A 19,334-nucleotide genomic window follows, 5' to 3' on the forward strand; every position below is an offset into this window, starting at 1 on the left:
TGATGGACGCGAAGGTGCTTCCGCACTTTTGTTCTTGATTGAAAGTGTCGCCACGTTTCCGGGCCTTGCAACAGGTTTGGGACCGGGAGGCCGCGTCAATGCGCTGCATCCGATTGCCAGGCTATCGAGGCGGTTCCGCGTGTTCCATCTGTAATATGTTACAGATTGAGGGCGGTGGCTTGTCCCTTCATTCTCCTCGATAATAGCAAATCGTTGAGAGAGGACATCTCCTCCGAGGCCGCGGAGCGGCCGCGCCATCTTTCGAGGAGCTTCTGAATTGACCCGATCCATTCTGGTAAAGCCACATGATGCCAGCTTCGATATCGCTGTGCGGCAGTCCCTGACAAACGTTTCGAGCGCGCTTCTGGCCGATGCGGATTCCCGGGTCGTTTGCCTAGGGACGCCGATGCGGTCGTTCGGAGGCAAGTCCTCTTTTGTCGGAACGGCAGTGACGATCGGTTCCGGAAGTATGGCGCAGTGGAAATCGCTGGATACGTCGACGTCCGGTCAGGTGCTTGTCATTGCCGCCGGTGGCCGGCGCGACAGTGCGGAATTCGGCGCGATCTTCGCCGAACTTGCCCGGCGCCGGGGCGTCGCGGCGATCGTGACCGATGGGCTGCTCCGCGATAGCGAGGAAATCGGCCGGCTGGAGCTGGCCGTATTTGCTTGCGGCACGCATCCCTCTTCGCCACGGGACGATACCCAGGGTCGCATCGGAATGACCGAAACGCTGCAGGGCTTGACGATCGAGACGGGCGATCTCATCGTTGGAGACAGTGACGGGGTTGCGGTCATCCCGGCTGCTGCCACCGCTGCAGTTCTCTCTGTCGTTCCAAAACAGAGTCAACGGAAGGCGCGTCTGGTCGAGGCGCTGGCGGCGCCGGGCGGATCGCTGCCCGGCCGCATCGTCGAGGCGCTGGCGGCGATCCCGATCATCGAGGCCTGACGTTTGCGAAGGGACGATGGATATGCGACCAAAACGTCTCAACCCGCTCATGGCGAGGCTGGAAAGCGGGCAGGCGGCCGTCGGCATCTGGACAGCAGCCTATTCTACACCGCGCATCGCCAAAGTCGTCGCGAGGAGCGGTGCGGATTTCATCGTCGCCGATATCGAGCATGATCTGCTCGACCATTCGGCGCTACAGCGTTTCCTGCTGCAAACGAGTGATTTCGGATCACGTTTTGCACCCGGGCTGGCGCCGGCCGTGCTAGTGAAACTTGGCCATCGCGCCGGCTGGGAGCCTCGTTATGAGATCGCTTCGACATTGAGAAGCGGACCTGCCATGGGGATCTGGATTCCGTTCGTCGAAAGCCGTCAGCAGCTTGAGGCCGCCATATCGGCGGTGCGGCACAACGAAGCCCATGCTCATGCTGGCCTCAACCTGCCGGCGGAGCGCCGAGATCTGTGGCCACTCAATCCGGACGCGGAATATCTCGTTGTCGGGATAATCGAGTCGGCTGAGGGCGCGCAAAATGCGGAGGCCATCATTGCCACGCCCGGGCTCTCCGCAATGGAGATCGTTCACCTTCCGGATGACGATACGAAACGTATCCGCGACCTCTGCCACCGTCATAGTGTCATAGCCGCCGCGACTGTTCGGCCGGAGGACGTCGGCGCCATGCTCGACGCGGGGTACCGGCTCGTCGCCATCGGGTGAGACTATGTACTTCTCAGGCAGCAGCTGGCGCATAACGTCCAGACGACACGAGCCGCAATCACCGCGCGATCGGGCTAGGAGCGGGCCGGGGCCGCACCGGGTCGGAAGCATAGCGGGTGTCACGCACGATTTTACCGATCCTTTCCCCGCATATCCCGTCGTGCCTTTCAGAAAGGGGCCAACCCATGGAGAAATCCGTTCCGCTCGTCTGCATTACTGAGTCGTCCCCTCTGCTGCAGGAGCAGGACGCGAAGACAAGCCGCTGGGCTTTCTCGCACGGTTTCTGCGGCCAGAAAGGGCGTCTGCTTTCGGTTCCAGACGATGAGGGTGCTATTGCGGCCTGGCTATTCGGCATGGGCAAGGCATCGGAAACCCGCGATATGGCAACCGGTCTGGCTGCAATGGCTCTGCCTGAGGGGATCTACACGCTCGAAGGCGGTTTCGAGGACCCAACCGCCGCCGCGCTCGGTTTCATCCTCGGCTCTTACCGGTTTTCCAGCTACAAGATTTTTCCCAGATCGCCGCAACTGGCTTTCAATTCCGATATCGACCGGCCTGAAGTCGACAGGCTTGCACAGGCCGCTTTCATCGCGCGCGATCTGATCAATCTTCCCGCCAACGATTTGGGACCTGAGAAACTGGACGCCGCGATCAGAAGATTTGCGTACGACCACGAGATGAGCGTCACATCCTTCGTCGGTGACGAACTCCTGGTGCACGGTTTTCCTTTGGTCCACACGGTGGGGCGCGCATCGGCCGAGGCGCCGCGCCTGCTGGATTTGACCTGGGGCCATGCCAGCGACCCGAAGGTAACCGTTGTGGGCAAGGGCGTCACATTCGACACGGGAGGCCTCAACCTCAAGTCCTTCGATCACATGGAGTCGATGAAATGCGACATGGCGGGTGCGGCGAATGCTCTTGGCATTGCGCATGCGGTAATCTCTGCAAATCTCCCTGTCAGGCTTCGCGTGATCGTCCCGATCGTCGAAAGTGCGGTGGCGAGCTCGGCGTTTCGCCCAGGCGACATCATTCGCGCAAGAAACGGCATCACTGTCGAAATCGGCTTCACCGATGCGGAAGGACGCCTTATTCTCGCGGATGCCTTGGCATATGCCGATGAGGAGGCGCCGGTGGCGCTCATCGATCTCGCAACTCTGACCGGGGCGGCGGGCGTGGCTCTCGGATCCGATATCGCCGCTCTCTACTGCACGGACGACGGCTTCGCAGCGTCGCTTTGCGAGCAGGGTACGCGCTGGGATGATCCGGTATGGAGAATGCCGCTCTGGAGCGACTATGAATTCATGCTGTCTTCCGAGCCTGCGGATTGTAACAACTTCAAATCGGAGTCGTTTGCGGGATCAATAACAGCCGCCCTTTTCCTGAGGAAATTCGTCGCCAGAAGCCATCTCTGGGCCCATTTCGACATTCCTGGCTGGACAAAAAGGCAAACGAATTCGCGTCCCGTCGGTGGAACCGATCATGCTATCCGGGCCATTTACATGGCCCTCAAGCACAGGAAGTTTTACCGCAATATTCCGTAATGGGCGGCGCGGGCGATCGCCTGCGCCCTGTTGCGTGCTCCCAGCTTCCGCATGGCCGATTGAAGATGCATCACGACTGTCGAGATCGAACGGCCCAGCACGTATGCCACCTGCTTATCCGACAGGCCTTCCGCGCAAAGGCGGATGCATTCGCTTTCTCGCGGTGTCAAGCGTACGGCAACGGTTGTCAGGTCTTCTTGTTTTGCCTCCAGCAGCAGCGTTCCATGCAGCTTGTGGGCAAACAACATGAACTCGGCGACAAAGAAGCTCTCCAAAACCTGCTTATCGGGCGGCTGCCGCCAGAAACCCGTTACCGTCGCGCATCCTTTTGACGGGGTCTGGACCGGTATGGTCAGGCCTCGTGCTAGCTGGGAGTCTCGAAGATAATTTGCGACAGCGCCCTGAGCCGTCGGTGTCAGCACGGAAGGCTCATCGAAATGATAAGACCAATAGAGAGGCTGAATGGATCTCAATGCCATAATCTGGACCGGGTCTGACAGATACAGCCCCTCGTCGAACCACATAGCTTCCATATCGTTGGGCATGTTGCGCATGCTGACGATGGTCGGCGGCACCACTTGCCCGTCGGGGGTGAACGGCACGGGTGTATAGTCGTAAATCAAGCCTTCAAGCCCGAATCCCGCTGCCTGCACCATCGCGCTGTCGAAGATACTCTCGAGATCTGGCGGCAAGTTACCTCGCCTTCTGCTTTGATCCTGAAGATAGCTCTTCATTTCCGTGCCGTCAGTTGCCTAAATTCCAGACTTCTTAATCTTATGCTGAAACTTTGGCCGATCGCAATGAGCTTTGGCAATCCTGCATATCAAAAATGAAGTAGGTATATGCGTATGACGCGGGGTGGATTCCCGCTCCCCTCAGGCTCAATCGCAACAAGCTGGCGTAAACTGCTCACGTCAATTATGCTCCGTTGCATGGATTCGCTCCTGCCTTCAATCGTTATCGCGTCCATTTGGTCGCTCCGCCTGCCGGCCTAGGCGATGCCGCGACATCACCGATGTCTGATGCCGCCTTCACCGCCGGCATTGCCTTGAAATCGCTTGACGATCTCATTCGATCTGCCCCGGTATGACGGCGAGGGCGGCAGCCTGAAAATGCATAAGCCGTTCTCGGGACGTTCGCCTTTGGCACGTGATATTCCGCCATGCTCCGGAAGGCGGCAGAAACGAGCAAGACAACCTTACCAATCACATCAACCTGCTCTCCAACGCCATCAAGTTTACCCATACCGGCAGAGTTTGCTTCAGCCTGTCCTATCGCGGGCAGGTGGCGACCTTCGAGATCGAGGATACCGGCGTCGGGGTAAAGGCGAGCGATATCGAGCGGATCTTCCTCCCTTTCGAACGTGCCGAGGTTACAGTCGGACACACCAGTCCGCCCGGCACCGGCCTTGGCCTGACGATCACCAAATTGCTGGTGGAGATTATGGGCGGCGAGCTTACCTTGAAAAGCACGCCCGGGAAGGGCACGCATTTCACCATCCGGCTCATGCTGTCTTTGGCGGCCAAGCCGGACGACATGGCGGGACTAGCACTCGCCATCATCGGTTATGAAGGCCCGCGCCGGACGGTGCTGATCGCCGACGATGATCCGGTCCAACGGGCGCTGATGGAGGACGTCCTGGTGCCGATGGGCTTTTCGGTCATCACCGTGACGGATGGACCTGCCTGCCTGTCGCAATTGGCGCTTCATCGCCCCGACATCGTCGACATCGCTATGTCGACGATGTCCGGCTGGGAGGTGGCCCGGCGGATTCGGCAGCGCCTCGGCCGTGACCTGCCGATCCTCATCCTGTCCGCCGATGCCGGCACCGAGCGAACCAGGCCCGAGTACACGGACCTCTACGATTCCTACCTGATCAAACCCTTCGGCTCGAGGAACTCTTCGAACGACTGGCAGCGCTCGTTCCGTTGAGCTGGACCTACGACGACGGCCGGCCGGAGGAGGTCAGGTGACGCCGCGCTTCCTGGATGCGGAACTGCCGGACAAGCAGAAGCTGCGCCAGTTGCGCACCCTCGGGCAGACGGGTTTCATCCGCTCGATCGAGGCCATGCTGAACGATCTTGAAGTCTCCTCGCGGGAAACGGTGCGGTTCTGCAGACACATGCGTCATCTGGCCACGATTTATCGCCTGCGCGATTTCCTCGCCGTAATCGAGGAGACCAAGAACAATGCCTGAGATATCCGATTACAGCAAAGTTCTGATCGTCGACGACTCCCCCGATGCGCTTGCCATGCTCTCCGACGCGCTGAGCCTCGAGGGCATGGACGTGGTTGTCTCCAGCAGCGGCAGGCAGGTGATCACGCTTGCCAACACGACAGTCCCCGATATTGTCCTGATGGATGCGATCATGCCGGGCATGGACGGGTTCGAGACCTGCCAGATACTCAAGGCCGCGCGGGGGTTCCAGGACCTGCCGATCATCTTCATGACCAGATACGACGAGAGTGAACACGTGGTGAAGGCGCTGACTTTGGGCGGCGTCGATTTCGTCAGCAAACCGATCCTGCTCGATCAGCTCTTCGCCCGGATGCGGGTGCATCTCGGCAATGCCAGGCGCGCTCGGTCAGCCCGCAATGCGCTCGATTCCACCGGACGCTGGATCGTTGCCTGCGACGGCAACGGCCGCATCGGCTGGTCGACGCCACAAGCCAGCGAACTGCTCCTGCGGGTCGGGGTGCGGCCCGACGCCGGTGCCTATTTGCCGTGGGAGAGGGCCGGTTGGCTGAGTGAACCGCAACCCCAGGACGGACCGCCATTGCCGCAGGCATTGCGCTACTCGCGCCATTCCCAGGATGTCGAGTTCCGGCTGTTGTCGCATAGCCAGAACGGTGAAATCCTGCTCAGGCTCGTCGATCGTTACCGCGGCATCGACGAGGAAACAGCTCGTCAAGGCCTTCGGCCTGACGCTGCGCGAGGCCGAGGTGCTGCTCTGGGTTTCGCATGGCAAGTCGAACAAGGAGATCGCCGATATCCTCGACATGTCGCCTCGGACCGTGAGCAAGCACATGGAACAGATCTTCAACAAGCTCGCCGTGGAAAAACGTACTTCGGCCGCTACGCTTGCGGTCAAGGTCTTTGGCGGGAGTGATGGCGATGTCACAAAGCCGGTGATGTCGGCGTCGCGAAAGCTGAAGGGTTGATCGAAGCCGCCGTCGCGCATTGGACATGCGGTGGCAGCCTTCCGCGCCGTTGACTGCGATGAGCAGCGCAGTTCCATGCAATGCGGACTAGCGGTACGTACCCTCTCAACAGCGCAGACTCCGTCAGATCGGCCGGCCAGCCTACACACCTGAACAGCATGGCATGTCGGCAATAGACCGCGGCGCAGAATTAGGCCAAGTTGCTGCCATCAAGCAGAAGCATAGCCGCCCTTCGTCGGCCGGAGAATAAGAGGCGCGAAGACAGCCCAATTCGGCGATTGGCCGGCGGTTATCAACGACAGTAGGAGGATGAATGGCTCTTCGTCTCGACGGTAAAGTTGCGCTTATCAGTGGCGGCGCGGGTGGATGCGGTCTCGCAGCGAGCGAGCTTTTTGCGCGAGAGGGGGCGGCGGTCGGGATCGTCGATCTCCCGCATAGCCAGGGGGCAGCCGTCGCCGCCCGCATGCGGGAAGAAGGCCTGAAGGTGACATTTGCGCCCGCCGACGTTTCCGACGAATTGCAGGTAAATCAGGCGGTCGACGTGATTTCCGGCGAACTCGGACCGATAACGGTGCTGTTCAATCATGCCGGGACGATCATCGTCCGGGCGTTTCTCGAAACCACGGTGGAAGACTGGGACCGGCTGATGGCCATCAACGTCCGCAGCATGTTCCTGATGACGCGGGCCGTGCTGCCGCACATGATCGAGGCGGGCGGCGGGTCCATCGTCTGCACGTCGTCGATCTCCGCCGTTGCCGCGACGCCGATGGAGGTCCTCTACGATACGACCAAGGGTGCGTGTCACATGTTTGCACGGGCGATCGCGGTCGAATTTCGCGACCGCAACATTCGCTGCAACGCAGTCTGTCCCGGCTTCATCCAGACGCCGCATGGTCGACGGGAGGTCGAGGAACTGACCCGCTACGGGATCGACGTCTCGGATGCAGCGATCATGGCCCAGCAGGGCAGGATGTGCCGGCCCGACGAGGTCGCCAAGGCGGCACTCTACCTCGCGAGCGACGACGCCAGCTTCGTCAGCGGCACCCATCTGTTTGTCGATAATTGTTTTACAGCGATGTGAGGGGAAGACATGGCTCTGGAAAAAGGCGGCCTGTGGCGCAACTGGGTCGGCAATCAATATTGCGTCTCGCAATTCAAGGCATCGCCGGAAACGGAAGCCGAAGTGGCGGAACTTGTTCACGAAGCCGACAGGCACGATTTGGCAGTCCGTGTTTCGGGATCGGGACATTCCTTCACACCCGTCGTCGGCACCAACGGACTGTTGCTGTCGCTTGAAAATCTGCGCGGCGTGCAGAACATAGATCTTGACCGGAAACAGATTACGGTGGCAGGCGGGACGCGCATCAACGAAGTCGGCAGGACGCTGAAAGAACACGGTCTTTCACTGATCAACCAGGGCGACATCGACAGCCAGGCCGTCGCCGGCGCGTTTACGACCGGAACCCACGGAACCGGGATCAAGCTCGGAAACCTGGCCTCGTCGATTGCCGGCATGCGTATCGTCACTGCGACCGGGGATGTCCTCGATATCGACGGCCGCGACAGGGACAGGCTGCATGCAGCCCAGGTCTCGGTGGGAACGCTCGGCATCATCTCCTCGCTGACGCTCAACGTGATGGACGCCTATAATCTGCACGAGCGTCTCTGGCGGGACGATTTCGAGACCTGCATGGAGCGTCACGACGAACTGGCTTCCAGGCACCGCCATTTCGGCTTCTTCTGGTGCCCGACGCCGGAAAGCCGCCATCTGTACTGCCTTGCCGACACGTCCGCGGTATCGAGCACGAACAAGCTGGCCGACGTCTGCGAGATGAAGGTGATGGACATCACCGACGCCGCTCCGATGGAGAGCGAATTCGAAAAGATCGCCTACAGTTCCGAGGTCTATCCGATCGAATACGTTCCGAATTTCGTCGAACTTGAATATGCGGTTCCGCTCGAACATGGCAAGGCCGCGGTGAGGGCTGTCCGGGATCTGATGCTGAACAAGCATACCAACTGCATCTATCCGATCGAATACCGCTTTACCGCCGGCGATCCAGCATGGATGAGCCCCTTTCACCACCAGGACAGCATCACGCTATCGGTGTCAGGTGGTCCGGGTATCGACTACTGGCCCTTCCTGAAGGACGTCGATCAAATTCTACGGGGATACAATTCTCGTCCGCATTGGGGAAAGATGCATTTCCTCGACACGGACGACGTCACAAAGCTCTATCCTCGCGCCAAGGAGTTTCGCGCGCTGAGACGGGATCTGGATCCTAAGGGCCGGTTCCTGAACGATCACTTGAAGATGTTGTTTGGATAAGCGTCAAACCAGTTCAGCCTTCGGCGATGTTCGGGGTCGGCGCGACCATGATGGCGGCAATCCCGACCATTCAGGTCCGATTGACCGGCCTCGCCCCGGAGTCCGCCACCTTGATGGGCGCGATGAACCTTGCTTCACTCAACGTTGCCAATGCACTCGGCGCATGGGCGGGCGGCATCACGATCGGCGCGGGGCTCGGCCTTCTGTCTACCGTTTGGGCGGGTTTCATCCTGACGTCGGCAGGGCTGATCCTGTTCATCACGACAATGACCGCGGAGCCCGCCGACCGAGCCACAGGACGGTTCGGTTGAGGTGGTATCCTGTCGATTGCCGATGGCAAATGGGACGCGCCGCTTATTCACGGTGATCAAGTCTTAGGTTGTCGCGGCAACAATCGAGGGTCGCTTGGAGCATGTCCACTCCGAATTTGAGACCTTCGACCTCGGCGTCAATTGGGAGGCCCTCAGAAACAGTGTTTTTGGCATCGAGGAGCAGCTCTTTTTCAAGATCGTCGAACCAGGCTAGGTCATCCTCTGAGTGCGTGGCCGCAAGTTTTTCGATTACCGTTTGTAGTGCCGGTGCAAGCATGGTTATTACGGCGCTCAAGTTCAGGACCGTGAACTCTCCCGATGCCGGGGTTACCATTCTATCGGTCATCCTTTTCTCCTTTTGCATAAGACGGAATGCGAGGGAGTGCTTTCGCAAGAGGCTGCCCGAGAGCGTGAGGCTTGCACTCAGCTCATGAAGTGTGAATCAGTCAATGAGGTCGAAAGATTGTGGTTCCGAAGCAGCGCGTATAGGTTTACGGACCACTGCAGCCACTCTGCCATCCGGAGAACTGGGTTTCATGGAGTGTCCGAGAAACTTGGACGCCGCGTGAAAAGGGGGCATCCGCTTCCACTTCAAGGGCAACCCCCGGCAGGCCGGCGATGCAGACGAAGAAGGGTTATATCGGCGAACGCCTGGATGTCGAAACCGGCCTCATGTACCTCAACGCCAGATATTACGATCCTGCCTTCGGAAGATTCGTGCCGAGGGATGAAGGTCAAGACCTTATCAACGAGGGCTCCGTATTTGCGAAGGGGGCGACCTATGCCAGAATTCCGGTATTTGGCGCAGGACGCCTACCAGAATCGCTTATGCCTTCCACATTAGCCACATATGCAATCTGATCGGAAACAACCTGAGGCAGTCCGCTTCACGGTGGAGGTTCCGACGCGCAGGCCTTGAAGTTGATTTACGACTCTAGCCATTGATCGCCGTCAGGCTGACTCGGTTACCAGCCCTTTTGCGAGGTCAAAAGGAATTTGTTTGCCGAGAATCACGGCTTCCGGATCACGGTCGGACGATATGCGATGCACCGGTTGCTGGGTCAAGTTGAGTTCGGTGTCAGCGAGGCGGGTTGGCGGCGGCTCGGTGCAGAATGAACCGCAGTTTTCTCGTTCATTTCCCGATACGACCAGGCACTCCTGGCGATCGTGGGAAGCGCGCGTGAACGAGACGCTCGGTTTGGTTGATCGCGGGTTCTCCGATCAATCAAGAGACCACCTTAACTCGTCATCTTCGACGCTTTTTAAACATCACATCTTGATGTGATAAAAACGTTAACATGAAGCGCTATGCCGTCAACAGCTCGATGCTGAAGTCGGGAAGATCCCGCTAGGAGACGGTTCATGAAACAATCACTCATCGCCTTGGCCCTCGTTGTCGCGGGCCTCTTGCCTTTTGGCGCGAATGCGCAAACCGGCGATAGCCGCACAAGTCTCTCGGTCGCCGTCGCAGACATCCCGCCGACACTGGAACCGGCGCAGGAGCTTTCGAACGTAGGGACCCGCGTCACCTATTCAATGTTCGATACGCTGATCCGCCGCGATTTCCTGTCCTCGCCTGGCGGCGACGGCTCGAAGCTCGTGCCTTCATTGGCCGAAAGCTGGAAGCGTATCGACGACCGCACCCTTGAGGTCAAGCTGCGTCCGGACGTCAAGTTCCACAACGGCGATGTCCTGACCGCCGCCGACGTGGTCTTCACCTTCTCGCCGGAGCGTCTCAGCGGCAAGAATGCCATCATGAAGCAGGGGCCCGGCTTTTTTGGCGGGCTCGAAAAAGTCGAGGCGGTCGATCCCCTGACCGTCCGCTTCGTCACGAAGGGCGTCGATCCGATCCTCGAACAGCGTCTGGCTTCCTGGGCCTCCTGGATCGTGAACAAAAAGGACTGGACGGCGAATGCCGGCGGCAAATTCCCTAAGTTCCCCGTCGGTACGGGTCCGTTCAAGCTCGCCGAATACAAGCCGAACGAGTCCATCAAGCTGGTCGCCTTCGACGACTATTTCGGCGGCAAGCCGACGGTCCAAGCCGTGACATTCCGCGTCGTGCCGGAACAGGCCACCCGCATCGCCGGCCTCGTCAGTGGCGAGTTCGATATCATCGCCAATGTCGCGCCCGATCAGATCGCTCAGATCAACGCCTATCCGGATGTGGAGGCCCGCAGCGTCGTTCTCGCGAACGCCCACGTGCTTGTCTACAATACTGAAAATCCGGTGATCAAGGACAAGCGCATCCGCCAGGCGATGAACCTTGCCATTGACCGCAAGCTGCTTGTCGACGCGCTTTGGGACGGTAAGGCTGTCGTGCCGAAGAGCCACCAGTTTCCGGAATTCGGCACCCTCTACGACGACAAGCGCGCCGGCCTCGTCTACGATCCGGAAAAGGCCAAGCGGCTTTTGAAGGAAGCCGGCTACAAGGGCGAAGAAATCCATTACGCCACCCGGGCCAACTACTACCTGAACGCCGTTCCCGCCGCACAGGCGATCATGGAAATGTGGAAGGCCGTCGGCATCAACGGCAAGCTCGACATCGTTGAAAACACCGACACTATTACGGGCGACCTCAAGATGGTCCGCAACTGGTCGAACTCGATCCGTTATCCGGATCCGGCCGGTGGCCTCTGGAACCTCTGGGGTCCGTATAATGGCCCGCAGCAGAACAAAGAATGGACACCGGTCGGGTTCAACGCACTCGGCGAAGAACTGGACCGCACCTCCGAGACAACCAAGCGCCGCGACATCTTCCAGAAGATGCTCGATGCCTGGGAAGACGAGGCTCCCGGCACCATCCTGTACCAGCCGCTCGAAACCTATGGCGTCCGCAAGGCCGTCAAGTGGCAGCCCTATAACTTCTACTACATGGACCTGCGCCCCTATAACCTTCAGATCGAGGCCAAGCGCTCGTGACGGTTATCGATGCCGAAATCCTTTCCGCCGGTTCAGGCCGGCGGAGAACGTCTATTCCCCAGCGAGTTCAGCCGCTGGCGGAAGTCATCCTGGCCGTCGACGGTCTGACGGTCGGAACCGCTCGCGCGGACCTGGTGATCGATGTATCGCTTGAGGTCCGGGCGGGCGAAACGCTCTGTCTCGTGGGCGAAAGCGGTTGCGGCAAGAGCTTGACCTGCCTTGCCGCCATGGGACTGACGTCCGAGCCGCTTGTCGTCAGGAACGGCCATATCTCCTTCCTCGGTCAGAGCCTTTCTGCACTCGGCGAAAACCAGCTTGCCGACATCCGCGGCCGCGACATGGCGATGATCTTCCAGGACGCCATGGCCGCACTCAACCCTGTGCGCCGAGTCGGCATGCAGATCGCCGAAGTGCTCGTCGTGCATCGCGGCCTCAGCTGGAGAGAGGCGGAGCGACGCGCGATCGAGCTGATCGACTCCGTGGGCATCCCCGAACCCGAGGTACGGTCAAGGGCCTTCCCGCATCAGCTCTCGGGCGGCATGTGCCAACGCATCATGATCGCCATGGCACTCGCCTGCCGGCCGAAGCTCCTGATCGCCGATGAGGCCACGACCGCGCTCGACGTAACGACCCAGGCGCAGATCCTCGGGCTGATGCGCGAACTTCAGGCCGAGACCGGAGCCGCGATGATCTTCGTCACTCATGATCTCGGCGTCGTTGCGGAAATCGCCGACCGGGTGGCGGTCATGTATTCCGGTCGGGTGGTGGAAACTGCGACCGTCGACGAGCTTTTCGAACATCCGCTGCATCCCTACACGCGCGGCCTGATGGCTTGCCGCCTGCATGCGACGACGACAAGTCATGGCCGCATCGCCGCAATCGAGGGCACGGTTCCAAGCCCTTCACGCCGTCCGGCCGGCTGCAGTTTCCGGCCGCGCTGTTCCTTCGGAACGGACGCATGTCATTCCCCGCCCGTACTCTCGCGGGTTGTCGGCGATCATCGCGCCGCCTGTCATTTCGCCGGAGACTTCGCATGAGCGGCGAGGGCAGGCTGGTTCTTGAGGATATCGTCAAAGCCTATCGCTCCGGCGGCAGTCTTTTCGGCGGTAGGACCGTGGTGCGGGCGGTGGGCGGCGTCAACATCGTGTTGGAACCGGGCGAGACGCTTGGCATCGTCGGCGAAAGCGGCAGCGGCAAGTCGACGCTCGGACGCATCGCTGCCGGCATCGAGGCACCGACCTCCGGCAGGGTGACTTTCGACGGAAAGCCCTATGCGCGGATCGGTTCCGCTGCCTGGCGGCGGGAACGGCGCGGTGTACAGATGGTATTTCAGAACCCGTCCAAGGCGCTCGATCCGCGCATGACGATTGGTGGCCAGATCGACGAGGCCATGCAGGCGCATCGACTTTTCGATGCCGTGGGGCGCAAGGCGCGGTGCGAAGAAATGCTGGCTCTGGTCGGTCTTCCGGGCATGGGCGAACGCTACTCCCATCAGCTTTCGGGTGGACAGCAGCAGCGGGCCGTCATTGCCCGCGCGCTGGTTCTCGACCCGAAGATCGTCGTTTGCGACGAGGCCGTGAGCGCGCTCGACGTCTCGGTCCAGGCACAGATCATCAACCTCCTGAACGATCTCAAGGCCCGCTTCGGGATGGGGTACCTGTTCATTTCGCACGATCTCGGCGTCGTCCGGCATATCAGCGACCGCATCGCCGTCATGCAGAAGGGCGTGGTCGTCGAGACCGGTCCGGCGGCCGAAATCTTCGCCAACCCGCAACATGAATATACGCGCTCGTTGCTGGCGGCGGTTCCGGCGGCAACACCCGCCGAGCGTCGCGCCCGCGAGCGCCGGCTCGCATCGTAAAGTCCAAGGAAGCCCATGTCCCTACCTGCCATCATCGCCCATCGCGGCTATTCCACCCTTTACCGGGAAAACTCGCCCGCGGCCTGGATCGGCGCGATGGAAGCCAAATCCGATTATATCGAGGTAGACGTGCGGATCACCGGAGACGGCAAGATCGTCTGCTGCCACGACAAGGACCTGAGGCGGCTTGCCGGCCGTGAGGACGCGATCGCGGAGGTGACGAGCGAGGAGCTGGCTGGCATCGAGGCGCAGGGGTTCGCAGCCGCGCCGCCACTTGCGGTCTTGTTCGACATCGTGCCGGCGGATCAGCCCATTCTATTCGACGTCAAGGACGAGCGACCGGAATCGCTGGATATCCTGCTTGCCGCACTGGCGACTGAACCCGACCGCGGTCTCACCCTCGGCCTGCATGCCTCCGGCTCCGTCCAATATATGCGCGATGGCGGCTGGACCCGGCCGATCCTCGGTCTCGTCAAGACATTCGACGAGGAGGCCTTCTTCGAGGCGGGTGGTGACATTCTGCGCATTTGGGAATGGGATGCGGCGCCTGGCCGGGTCTTTTCGCATGTGGAACGCGGCCGGCCGGTCTGGATCACGACAGGCGAGGGTGCGACTGGCCGCGGCGTCGGCGATTTCGATGCCAAGGAATTGGTCCGCATGACGCGAGAAGGTGCAACCGGCTTCCTCGTCAACGATCCGGTGACGGCGCGTCAGGTGCTGGCGGAAGCCTGGGAGACGTCGCCATGATGCGACTGCAATTCATCCTTGGGAAACTGCTGCGCGGGCTGCTGACGCTGCTGCTTGCGGTAACCTTCGTGTTCGTCGTGCTGCGCGTCTCGGGCGATCCGGTCTCGATGATGTTGCCGGACGATACGCCACCGGCGATCGTCGCGGAATATCGTGTGTCTTTAGGCCTCGATAAATCGCTGCCGGAACAGTATGTCCGCTTCATATGGTCGGCCCTGCATGGCGATCTCGGCTATTCCTTCCGCAACGACCGCCCGGCGCTGACCGTCGTTCTGGAACGAGTGCCGATGACGCTGCTGCTCGGCCTTTCCGGCTTCGCCATCACCGTCGTCATTGGTCTTCTGACTGGCATCGCCGCCGCGCTGAAGCGCGGCACGAGCATAGATCACGCGGCGATGGCCTTTTCGATCTTCGGTCACAGCATGCCGAATTTCTTCCTCGCCATCCTGATGATCCTGCTCTTTTCCATGACCTGGCGCGTGCTGCCGAGTTCGGGCGGGGCGACGTGGTGGCATCTCATCCTGCCGGCGGTGACACTCGGCATCATCAATGCCGGCACGGTGGCGCGCTTCACCCGTTCCTCCATGCTCGAAGTGTTGCACCAGCCCTATATGCGCACCGCTCGTGCGAAAGGGCTTCGGCTGACGCGGAGGGTAATGTCGCATGCGATCCCCAACGCGGCGATCCCGGTTGTCACGGTTCTCGGCCTGCGTCTCGGCGGATTGATTGCCGGAGCGGTCGTTATCGAAACCGTCTTCGCCTGGCCGGGCATCGGCCTGATGCTGGTCAACGCCGTCAGCCAGCGCGACCTCCCTGTCGTGCAGACCATCGTTCTGCTCGTTGCGCTCACCATGGTCGTCACCAATTTCGTTGTCGACCTCACCTATGGCTGGCTCGACCCCCGCATCGAAAACCGCCAAAGCAAGGAGGGATGATGGCCATCGAACAGTCCATTCCCGCTCCACGCTCGCGCTGGGTCAGCCTCAAAGGCGCCGGTCGGCCACGGTTTATCATCCTGCTCTGCATTGCCTGGTTGCTCCTCGTTCTGGCGGTGGCGATCGGCGCCGATTATCTGGCGCCTTTCGCCTATACCGAACAGAGCCTGCTCAACCGTCTCAAGCCGCCGGCTTTCATGGGCGGCAATCCAAAGTACCTGTTGGGCACTGACGGTCTCGGCCGCGACGTCTTGAGCCGATTGATCTATGCGACGCGCATGAGCGTCCTGATCGCCATCGTCGGCTCGATGATCGGTGCGACCGTCGGCACGTTGCTCGGCTTCCTGGCGGCGCATTTCCGTGGGCTCGTCGAAGACATCGTCATGGTCTTCGTGGATTTCCAGGCGAGCATGCCCTTCTTCATCATCGCGCTCGCGGTACTTGCCTTCTTCGGCAACAATTTCGAACTCTTTCTTGTGGTCGTCGGTCTGTACGGCTGGGAGGTCTATGCGCGGCTGACCCGCAGCCTCGTACTGCAGGCGAACGGACAGGGTTACGCGTTTGCAATCCGCACGCTCGGCGTTCACCCGATCCGCATCTATGCCCGGCATATCCTGCCGAACATTCTTTCGGTGCTGATCGTGCAGGTGACGCTGAATTTTCCGGAATTGATCCTGGTCGAAACCTCCCTCTCATTCCTCGGCCTCGGTATCCAGCCTCCGCAGACGAGCCTCGGCCTGATGTTGGGCGAAGGGCGGAACTATCTGGCGACCGCCTGGTGGACGGGCATTCCGGCCGGTATCGTTATCTTCCTAACGACGCTATCGATCAGCCTCGTCGGCGACTGGCTGCGCGACAGGCTCGATCCGACGCTGAAGGTTACCGAAGCGTAAACGCAGGAAAAACTGGAGTTGTTCGAATTCAGCGTCTGCGGGCAGCGCATATTCCGCCACCTATCCCAAGCCGGATGCAGGCTTGGAACCTGTGCCCGAAACCACCATGCCCAATCGGACGTTCGTACCACTGCATATGAGCGGGCCTTTGTGCCAGCGGCATCAAGGCGCCGCGAGGGACAACGTGCCCTCCAAATAACCATTACTCTTTCGATGGTGACCTCTAATCGCACTCGGTGCAAAGCCGAATCGTCGCCGAAAGCGAGTTCGGCAAAGTGTGCTTGGAATTCTGATCCAATGCCGAAAGTTGCTCAATGCCTGCTATCCATCCGCGGCTGAAGCGGAAAGACGCCGACACTCGATGCCCCTCTCAACCGCTACCGTTGTGCAGGCTGGAACAGTTCGACGAGATTGCCGGACGGATCGACGAGCAGGATCTGCGAACCGCCCGGCCCCGTGACGATGTCATTGCGAAAACGGACGTCGTTTGCGCGCAAACGCGCCACCTCGGCGGCCAAATCGTCGACGATCAGATGGATGCGGTTCCAGCCTCCGGGCACCGGTTGTTCGCCATCGGGCATCGGCCGCCCCGCCGAGCTCATTGGACCACTTAGGAGCAGCCGCAATGCCCCGCGCCGGACATCTGCAAACGCCGGCGCCTGTTTTGAGATGAGAGAGAAGCCGAGATGGGTGACATACCATTCAACGGCGATTTCAACGTTGGCGACCATATAACGGACATTGACTGTTTCGTCGGCCATCTCTGCCTCGCAAGATTTGGAAGAAGCAAAGGAAGAATAACAAAACGATTCCGGTTGAGAACCATTTGCCGCGCCGCCTTCGCTGAAATCAATCGCCTCCACGGCGATCTCACTGTCGCAAATCCGCAATATCGCGCCTCTAGATTTAGAGCGGCTCTAAAAACAAGATAATTTGAGACCAGTTTTCAACCCATGGAGGCATTGGATGAGCGACCACCTTTCCCAGAAGATATTCCCAACCACGCAGCTTGAAGAGGCTGACGGTGACGGCCACAACACGAGCGCCAATCCGACGATGGGCGAAATCATCGGCAAGCGTTTTTCACGACGGAATTTCTTGCAGGGCTCGCTGGCCGTCTCGGCGATTGCCGCTACCGTCAGCCCGGTCGCTCTGATGAGCGCCGATGAGGCGCGCGCCCAGGGCAAGGGCGGTTCTGCCTTCAAGTTCACCGAAGTGGAAGCCGGTGTCGACGCCAACCATCACGTTGCCGAGGGTTATGATGCCGACATCCTGCTACGCTGGGGTGATGCCGTACTGCCAGGCGCCCCGAAATTCGATCCGATCAAGCAGACTGCCGAAGCCCAGAGCAAGCAGTTCGGCTACAATAACGACTATGTCGGCTATATCCCGCTCGAGGGTTCCAGCCAGCACGGCCTGCTCGTCGTCAACCACGAATACACCAACCCACACCTGATGTTCCCGGGCCTCGTCAAGGTCGTCGACGGCAAGATCAAGCAGGGCGCGCTCAGCAAGGAGCAGGTGGATGTCGAAATGGCGGCCCATGGCGGCACCATCGTCGAAATCCGCAAGCAGGGCGGCAAATGGCAGGTCGTCGCAGACGGCAGGTACAATCGCCGCATCACTGCCAATACTCCGATGGAGATCACCGGCCCGGCTGCCGGCAATGATCGCCTGAAGACCAATGCCGATGCGACCGGAACCCATGCCATCGGCACGATCAACAACTGTGCCGGCGGCGTTACGCCCTGGGGCACCTACATCATGGCAGAAGAGAATTTCCATGGCTATTTCTCCGGCAAGCTGCCGGAAGGTCATAAGGAAGCCGTCAACTACAAGCGTTACGGCGTTCCGGAAGGCGGCTACGAATGGGCCAATTTCTACGACCGTTACGATCTCGCCAAGGAGCCGAACGAACCGAACCGTTTCGGCTGGATCGTCGAGGTGGACGTCATGGACCCGACCTCCACGCCGAAGAAGCGCACCGCGCTCGGCCGCACCAAGCATGAAGGGGCGGAATCGATCGTCGCCAAGAACGGCAAGGTTGTTTTCTATCTCGGCGACGACGAGCGCTTCGATTATGTCTACAAGTTCGTGACCGACGGAACGTTCAACCCGAATGATCGCGCCGCCAACATGAACCTGCTTGACAGCGGTACGCTCTATGTCGCGAAGTTCAACGAAGACGGCACCATGCAATGGCTGCCGATGATCCACGGTCAGGGCCTGCTGACGGCCGCCAACGGCTTTGCCAGCCAGGCCGACGTGCTGATCGAGTGTCGCCGCGCCGGGGACGTGCTCGGCGCCACCAAGATGGACCGTCCGGAAGACGTCCAGCCGAACGGCGTGAACGGCAAGGTCTATGTCATGCTGACCAACAATACCCGCCGCAAGGCCGACCAGGTGAATGCAGCCAATCCACGGGCGGAAAACGCTTTCGGCCACATCATCGAGATTGCCGAAAACGATGGCGACTTCACCGCGACCTCCGGCAAATGGGAAGTGCTTCTGAAGTGCGGCGATCCGTCCGTAGCAGCGGTCGGCGCTACGTTCTCCACCGACACCACCAAGAACGGCTGGTTCGGAATGCCGGACAACTGTGCCGTCGATTCCGCCGGCCGCCTCTGGGTATCGACTGACGGCAACAGCAACAAAGCCACCGGCCGCACCGATGGTCTCTGGGCCGTCGATACGGAAGGTGCGGCGCGCGCCACTTCGAAGCTGTTCTTCCGCGTGCCGGTCGGCGCCGAAATGTGCGGCCCGCTCTTCGCGCCGGATGACGAGACCGCCTTCGTGGCTGTCCAGCATCCGGCCGACGGCGGTGAGGACTGGTCGGGGCATGGCCGACCGTCCTATTACGAGGACCTCTCCACCCGCTGGCCGGACTTCAAGCCGGACATGCCAGTGCGGCCGGCGGTCGTCGCGATCACCAAAGTCGGCGGTGGCAAGATCGCCGTCTGACGGTATCAACCGCAGCG

Annotated in this window: 19 protein-coding genes and 2 pseudogenes; 18 read left to right on the forward strand and 3 right to left on the reverse strand. The window is 60.4% G+C overall.

Annotated features, from left to right (window positions below):
• Window positions 1-277: 277 nt before the first annotated feature.
• The 3 genes from DMO26_RS10495 (at window position 278) to DMO26_RS10505 (ending at window position 3,199) form a co-directional block, all read left to right on the forward strand.
• Window positions 278-946, forward strand: coding sequence for an RraA family protein (locus DMO26_RS10495; RefSeq protein WP_117192009.1), 669 nt, complete (start codon window positions 278-280; stop codon window positions 944-946).
• Between the two features lie 22 nt (window positions 947-968).
• Window positions 969-1,658, forward strand: coding sequence for an aldolase/citrate lyase family protein (locus tag DMO26_RS10500; protein ID WP_162894806.1), 690 nt, complete (start codon window positions 969-971; stop codon window positions 1,656-1,658).
• A gap of 185 nt (window positions 1,659-1,843) precedes the next feature.
• Window positions 1,844-3,199: a leucyl aminopeptidase family protein gene (locus tag DMO26_RS10505; RefSeq protein WP_117192011.1), complete on the forward strand. Its 1,356-nt coding sequence runs from the start codon at window positions 1,844-1,846 to the stop codon at window positions 3,197-3,199.
• Here the strand turns inward: DMO26_RS10505 and DMO26_RS10510 are convergent.
• Complete coding sequence (locus tag DMO26_RS10510; RefSeq protein WP_117192012.1) at window positions 3,181-3,933, reverse strand: helix-turn-helix transcriptional regulator; 753 nt, start codon at window positions 3,931-3,933, stop codon at window positions 3,181-3,183. The two genes, DMO26_RS10505 and DMO26_RS10510, sit on opposite strands and share 19 nt — an antisense overlap.
• Window positions 3,934-4,348: 415 nt before the next feature.
• On the opposite strand from DMO26_RS10510, the gene DMO26_RS10515 reads away from it, so the two are divergent.
• The 7 genes and pseudogenes from DMO26_RS10515 to DMO26_RS10540 form a co-directional block, all read left to right on the forward strand.
• Window positions 4,349-5,131, forward strand: coding sequence for an ATP-binding protein (locus tag DMO26_RS10515; protein WP_162894807.1), 783 nt, complete (start codon window positions 4,349-4,351; stop codon window positions 5,129-5,131).
• 37 nt (window positions 5,132-5,168) lie between these two features.
• On the forward strand, window positions 5,169-5,396 hold the full coding sequence (locus DMO26_RS10520; protein ID WP_117192014.1) for a hypothetical protein: 228 nt from the start codon (window positions 5,169-5,171) through the stop codon (window positions 5,394-5,396).
• Window positions 5,397-5,451: 55 nt separating this feature from the next.
• Window positions 5,452-5,691: pseudogene (locus DMO26_RS34365) on the forward strand (response regulator); the annotation flags it as partial.
• A 322-nt stretch (window positions 5,692-6,013) separates the two neighbouring features.
• Complete coding sequence (locus tag DMO26_RS33640) at window positions 6,014-6,361, forward strand: helix-turn-helix transcriptional regulator (protein ID WP_162894830.1); 348 nt, start codon at window positions 6,014-6,016, stop codon at window positions 6,359-6,361.
• A gap of 313 nt (window positions 6,362-6,674) precedes the next feature.
• Window positions 6,675-7,442, forward strand: a complete 768-nt coding sequence (locus DMO26_RS10530; protein WP_117192016.1) for an SDR family NAD(P)-dependent oxidoreductase — start codon at window positions 6,675-6,677, stop codon at window positions 7,440-7,442.
• Between the two features lie 9 nt (window positions 7,443-7,451).
• Window positions 7,452-8,690, forward strand: a complete 1,239-nt coding sequence (locus tag DMO26_RS10535) for a D-arabinono-1,4-lactone oxidase (RefSeq protein ID WP_117192017.1) — start codon at window positions 7,452-7,454, stop codon at window positions 8,688-8,690.
• Window positions 8,691-8,716: 26 nt separating this feature from the next.
• Window positions 8,717-9,001 (forward strand): annotated as a pseudogene (locus DMO26_RS10540) (MFS transporter); the annotation flags it as partial.
• 43 nt (window positions 9,002-9,044) lie between these two features.
• Here DMO26_RS10540 and DMO26_RS10545 read toward each other — a convergent pair.
• On the reverse strand, window positions 9,045-9,347 hold the full coding sequence (locus tag DMO26_RS10545; protein ID WP_117192018.1) for a hypothetical protein: 303 nt from the start codon (window positions 9,345-9,347) through the stop codon (window positions 9,045-9,047).
• 272 nt (window positions 9,348-9,619) lie between these two features.
• On the opposite strand from DMO26_RS10545, the gene DMO26_RS10550 reads away from it, so the two are divergent.
• The 7 genes from DMO26_RS10550 to DMO26_RS10580 all read left to right on the forward strand — a co-directional run bounded on the left by DMO26_RS10550 (window position 9,620) and on the right by DMO26_RS10580 (window position 16,356).
• Window positions 9,620-9,862 carry an RHS repeat-associated core domain-containing protein gene (locus tag DMO26_RS10550; RefSeq protein ID WP_117192019.1) on the forward strand — a complete coding sequence of 81 codons (243 nt, stop codon included), beginning with the start codon at window positions 9,620-9,622 and terminating at the stop codon, window positions 9,860-9,862.
• Window positions 9,863-10,363: 501 nt separating this feature from the next.
• Window positions 10,364-11,920, forward strand: coding sequence for an ABC transporter substrate-binding protein (locus DMO26_RS10555; RefSeq protein WP_117192020.1), 1,557 nt, complete (start codon window positions 10,364-10,366; stop codon window positions 11,918-11,920).
• Window positions 11,921-11,973: 53 nt separating this feature from the next.
• On the forward strand, window positions 11,974-12,957 hold the full coding sequence (locus tag DMO26_RS10560) for an ABC transporter ATP-binding protein (protein WP_404947039.1): 984 nt from the start codon (window positions 11,974-11,976) through the stop codon (window positions 12,955-12,957).
• A complete protein-coding gene (locus DMO26_RS10565; protein ID WP_117192021.1) occupies window positions 12,954-13,781 on the forward strand; it encodes an ATP-binding cassette domain-containing protein in 828 nt (275 codons plus the stop codon). Before DMO26_RS10560 ends, DMO26_RS10565 begins: the two co-directional genes overlap by 4 nt.
• Window positions 13,782-13,796: 15 nt before the next feature.
• Window positions 13,797-14,528 (forward strand): glycerophosphodiester phosphodiesterase, encoded by a 732-nt coding sequence (locus tag DMO26_RS10570; RefSeq protein ID WP_117192022.1) that lies wholly within the window; start codon window positions 13,797-13,799, stop codon window positions 14,526-14,528.
• Window positions 14,528-15,463 carry an ABC transporter permease gene (locus tag DMO26_RS10575; RefSeq protein ID WP_117192300.1) on the forward strand — a complete coding sequence of 312 codons (936 nt, stop codon included), beginning with the start codon at window positions 14,528-14,530 and terminating at the stop codon, window positions 15,461-15,463. Before DMO26_RS10570 ends, DMO26_RS10575 begins: the two co-directional genes overlap by 1 nt.
• Window positions 15,463-16,356: an ABC transporter permease gene (locus DMO26_RS10580; protein ID WP_117192023.1), complete on the forward strand. Its 894-nt coding sequence runs from the start codon at window positions 15,463-15,465 to the stop codon at window positions 16,354-16,356. The genes DMO26_RS10575 and DMO26_RS10580 overlap by 1 nt, the downstream gene beginning before the upstream one ends.
• Window positions 16,357-16,733: 377 nt before the next feature.
• On the opposite strand, the gene DMO26_RS10590 is transcribed toward DMO26_RS10580, so the two are convergent.
• Window positions 16,734-17,117, reverse strand: a complete 384-nt coding sequence (locus tag DMO26_RS10590) for a VOC family protein (protein ID WP_117192024.1) — start codon at window positions 17,115-17,117, stop codon at window positions 16,734-16,736.
• 205 nt (window positions 17,118-17,322) lie between these two features.
• On the opposite strand from DMO26_RS10590, the gene DMO26_RS10595 reads away from it, so the two are divergent.
• Window positions 17,323-19,317 carry a PhoX family protein gene (locus tag DMO26_RS10595; RefSeq protein WP_117192025.1) on the forward strand — a complete coding sequence of 665 codons (1,995 nt, stop codon included), beginning with the start codon at window positions 17,323-17,325 and terminating at the stop codon, window positions 19,315-19,317.
• Window positions 19,318-19,334 lie beyond the last annotated feature (17 nt).

The sequence above is a fragment of the Rhizobium terrae genome (genome assembly GCF_003425685.1).
Taxonomy (GTDB): Bacteria; Pseudomonadota; Alphaproteobacteria; order Rhizobiales; family Rhizobiaceae; genus Neorhizobium; species Neorhizobium terrae.

What these genes read in the sequence shown, in the direction of transcription:
- DMO26_RS10535 (WP_117192017.1), top strand. Translation starts at nt 7,452, where the DNA reads ATGGCTCTGGAAAAAGGCGGCCTGTGGCGCAACTGGGTCGGCAATCAA.
- DMO26_RS10505 (WP_117192011.1), top strand. Translation starts at nt 1,844, where the DNA reads ATGGAGAAATCCGTTCCGCTCGTCTGCATTACTGAGTCGTCCCCTCTG.
- DMO26_RS10580 (WP_117192023.1), top strand. Translation starts at nt 15,463, where the DNA reads ATGGCCATCGAACAGTCCATTCCCGCTCCACGCTCGCGCTGGGTCAGC.
- DMO26_RS10550 (WP_117192019.1), top strand. Translation starts at nt 9,620, where the DNA reads ATGCAGACGAAGAAGGGTTATATCGGCGAACGCCTGGATGTCGAAACC.
- DMO26_RS10570 (WP_117192022.1), top strand. Translation starts at nt 13,797, where the DNA reads ATGTCCCTACCTGCCATCATCGCCCATCGCGGCTATTCCACCCTTTAC.
- DMO26_RS10545 (WP_117192018.1), bottom strand. Translation starts at nt 9,347, where the DNA reads ATGACCGATAGAATGGTAACCCCGGCATCGGGAGAGTTCACGGTCCTG.
- DMO26_RS10510 (WP_117192012.1), bottom strand. Translation starts at nt 3,933, where the DNA reads ATGAAGAGCTATCTTCAGGATCAAAGCAGAAGGCGAGGTAACTTGCCG.
- DMO26_RS10575 (WP_117192300.1), top strand. Translation starts at nt 14,528, where the DNA reads ATGCGACTGCAATTCATCCTTGGGAAACTGCTGCGCGGGCTGCTGACG.
- DMO26_RS10530 (WP_117192016.1), top strand. Translation starts at nt 6,675, where the DNA reads ATGGCTCTTCGTCTCGACGGTAAAGTTGCGCTTATCAGTGGCGGCGCG.
- DMO26_RS10565 (WP_117192021.1), top strand. Translation starts at nt 12,954, where the DNA reads ATGAGCGGCGAGGGCAGGCTGGTTCTTGAGGATATCGTCAAAGCCTAT.
- DMO26_RS10595 (WP_117192025.1), top strand. Translation starts at nt 17,323, where the DNA reads ATGAGCGACCACCTTTCCCAGAAGATATTCCCAACCACGCAGCTTGAA.
- DMO26_RS33640 (WP_162894830.1), top strand. Translation starts at nt 6,014, where the DNA reads ATGTCGAGTTCCGGCTGTTGTCGCATAGCCAGAACGGTGAAATCCTGC.
- DMO26_RS10590 (WP_117192024.1), bottom strand. Translation starts at nt 17,117, where the DNA reads ATGGCCGACGAAACAGTCAATGTCCGTTATATGGTCGCCAACGTTGAA.
- DMO26_RS10500 (WP_162894806.1), top strand. Translation starts at nt 969, where the DNA reads ATGCGACCAAAACGTCTCAACCCGCTCATGGCGAGGCTGGAAAGCGGG.
- DMO26_RS10555 (WP_117192020.1), top strand. Translation starts at nt 10,364, where the DNA reads ATGAAACAATCACTCATCGCCTTGGCCCTCGTTGTCGCGGGCCTCTTG.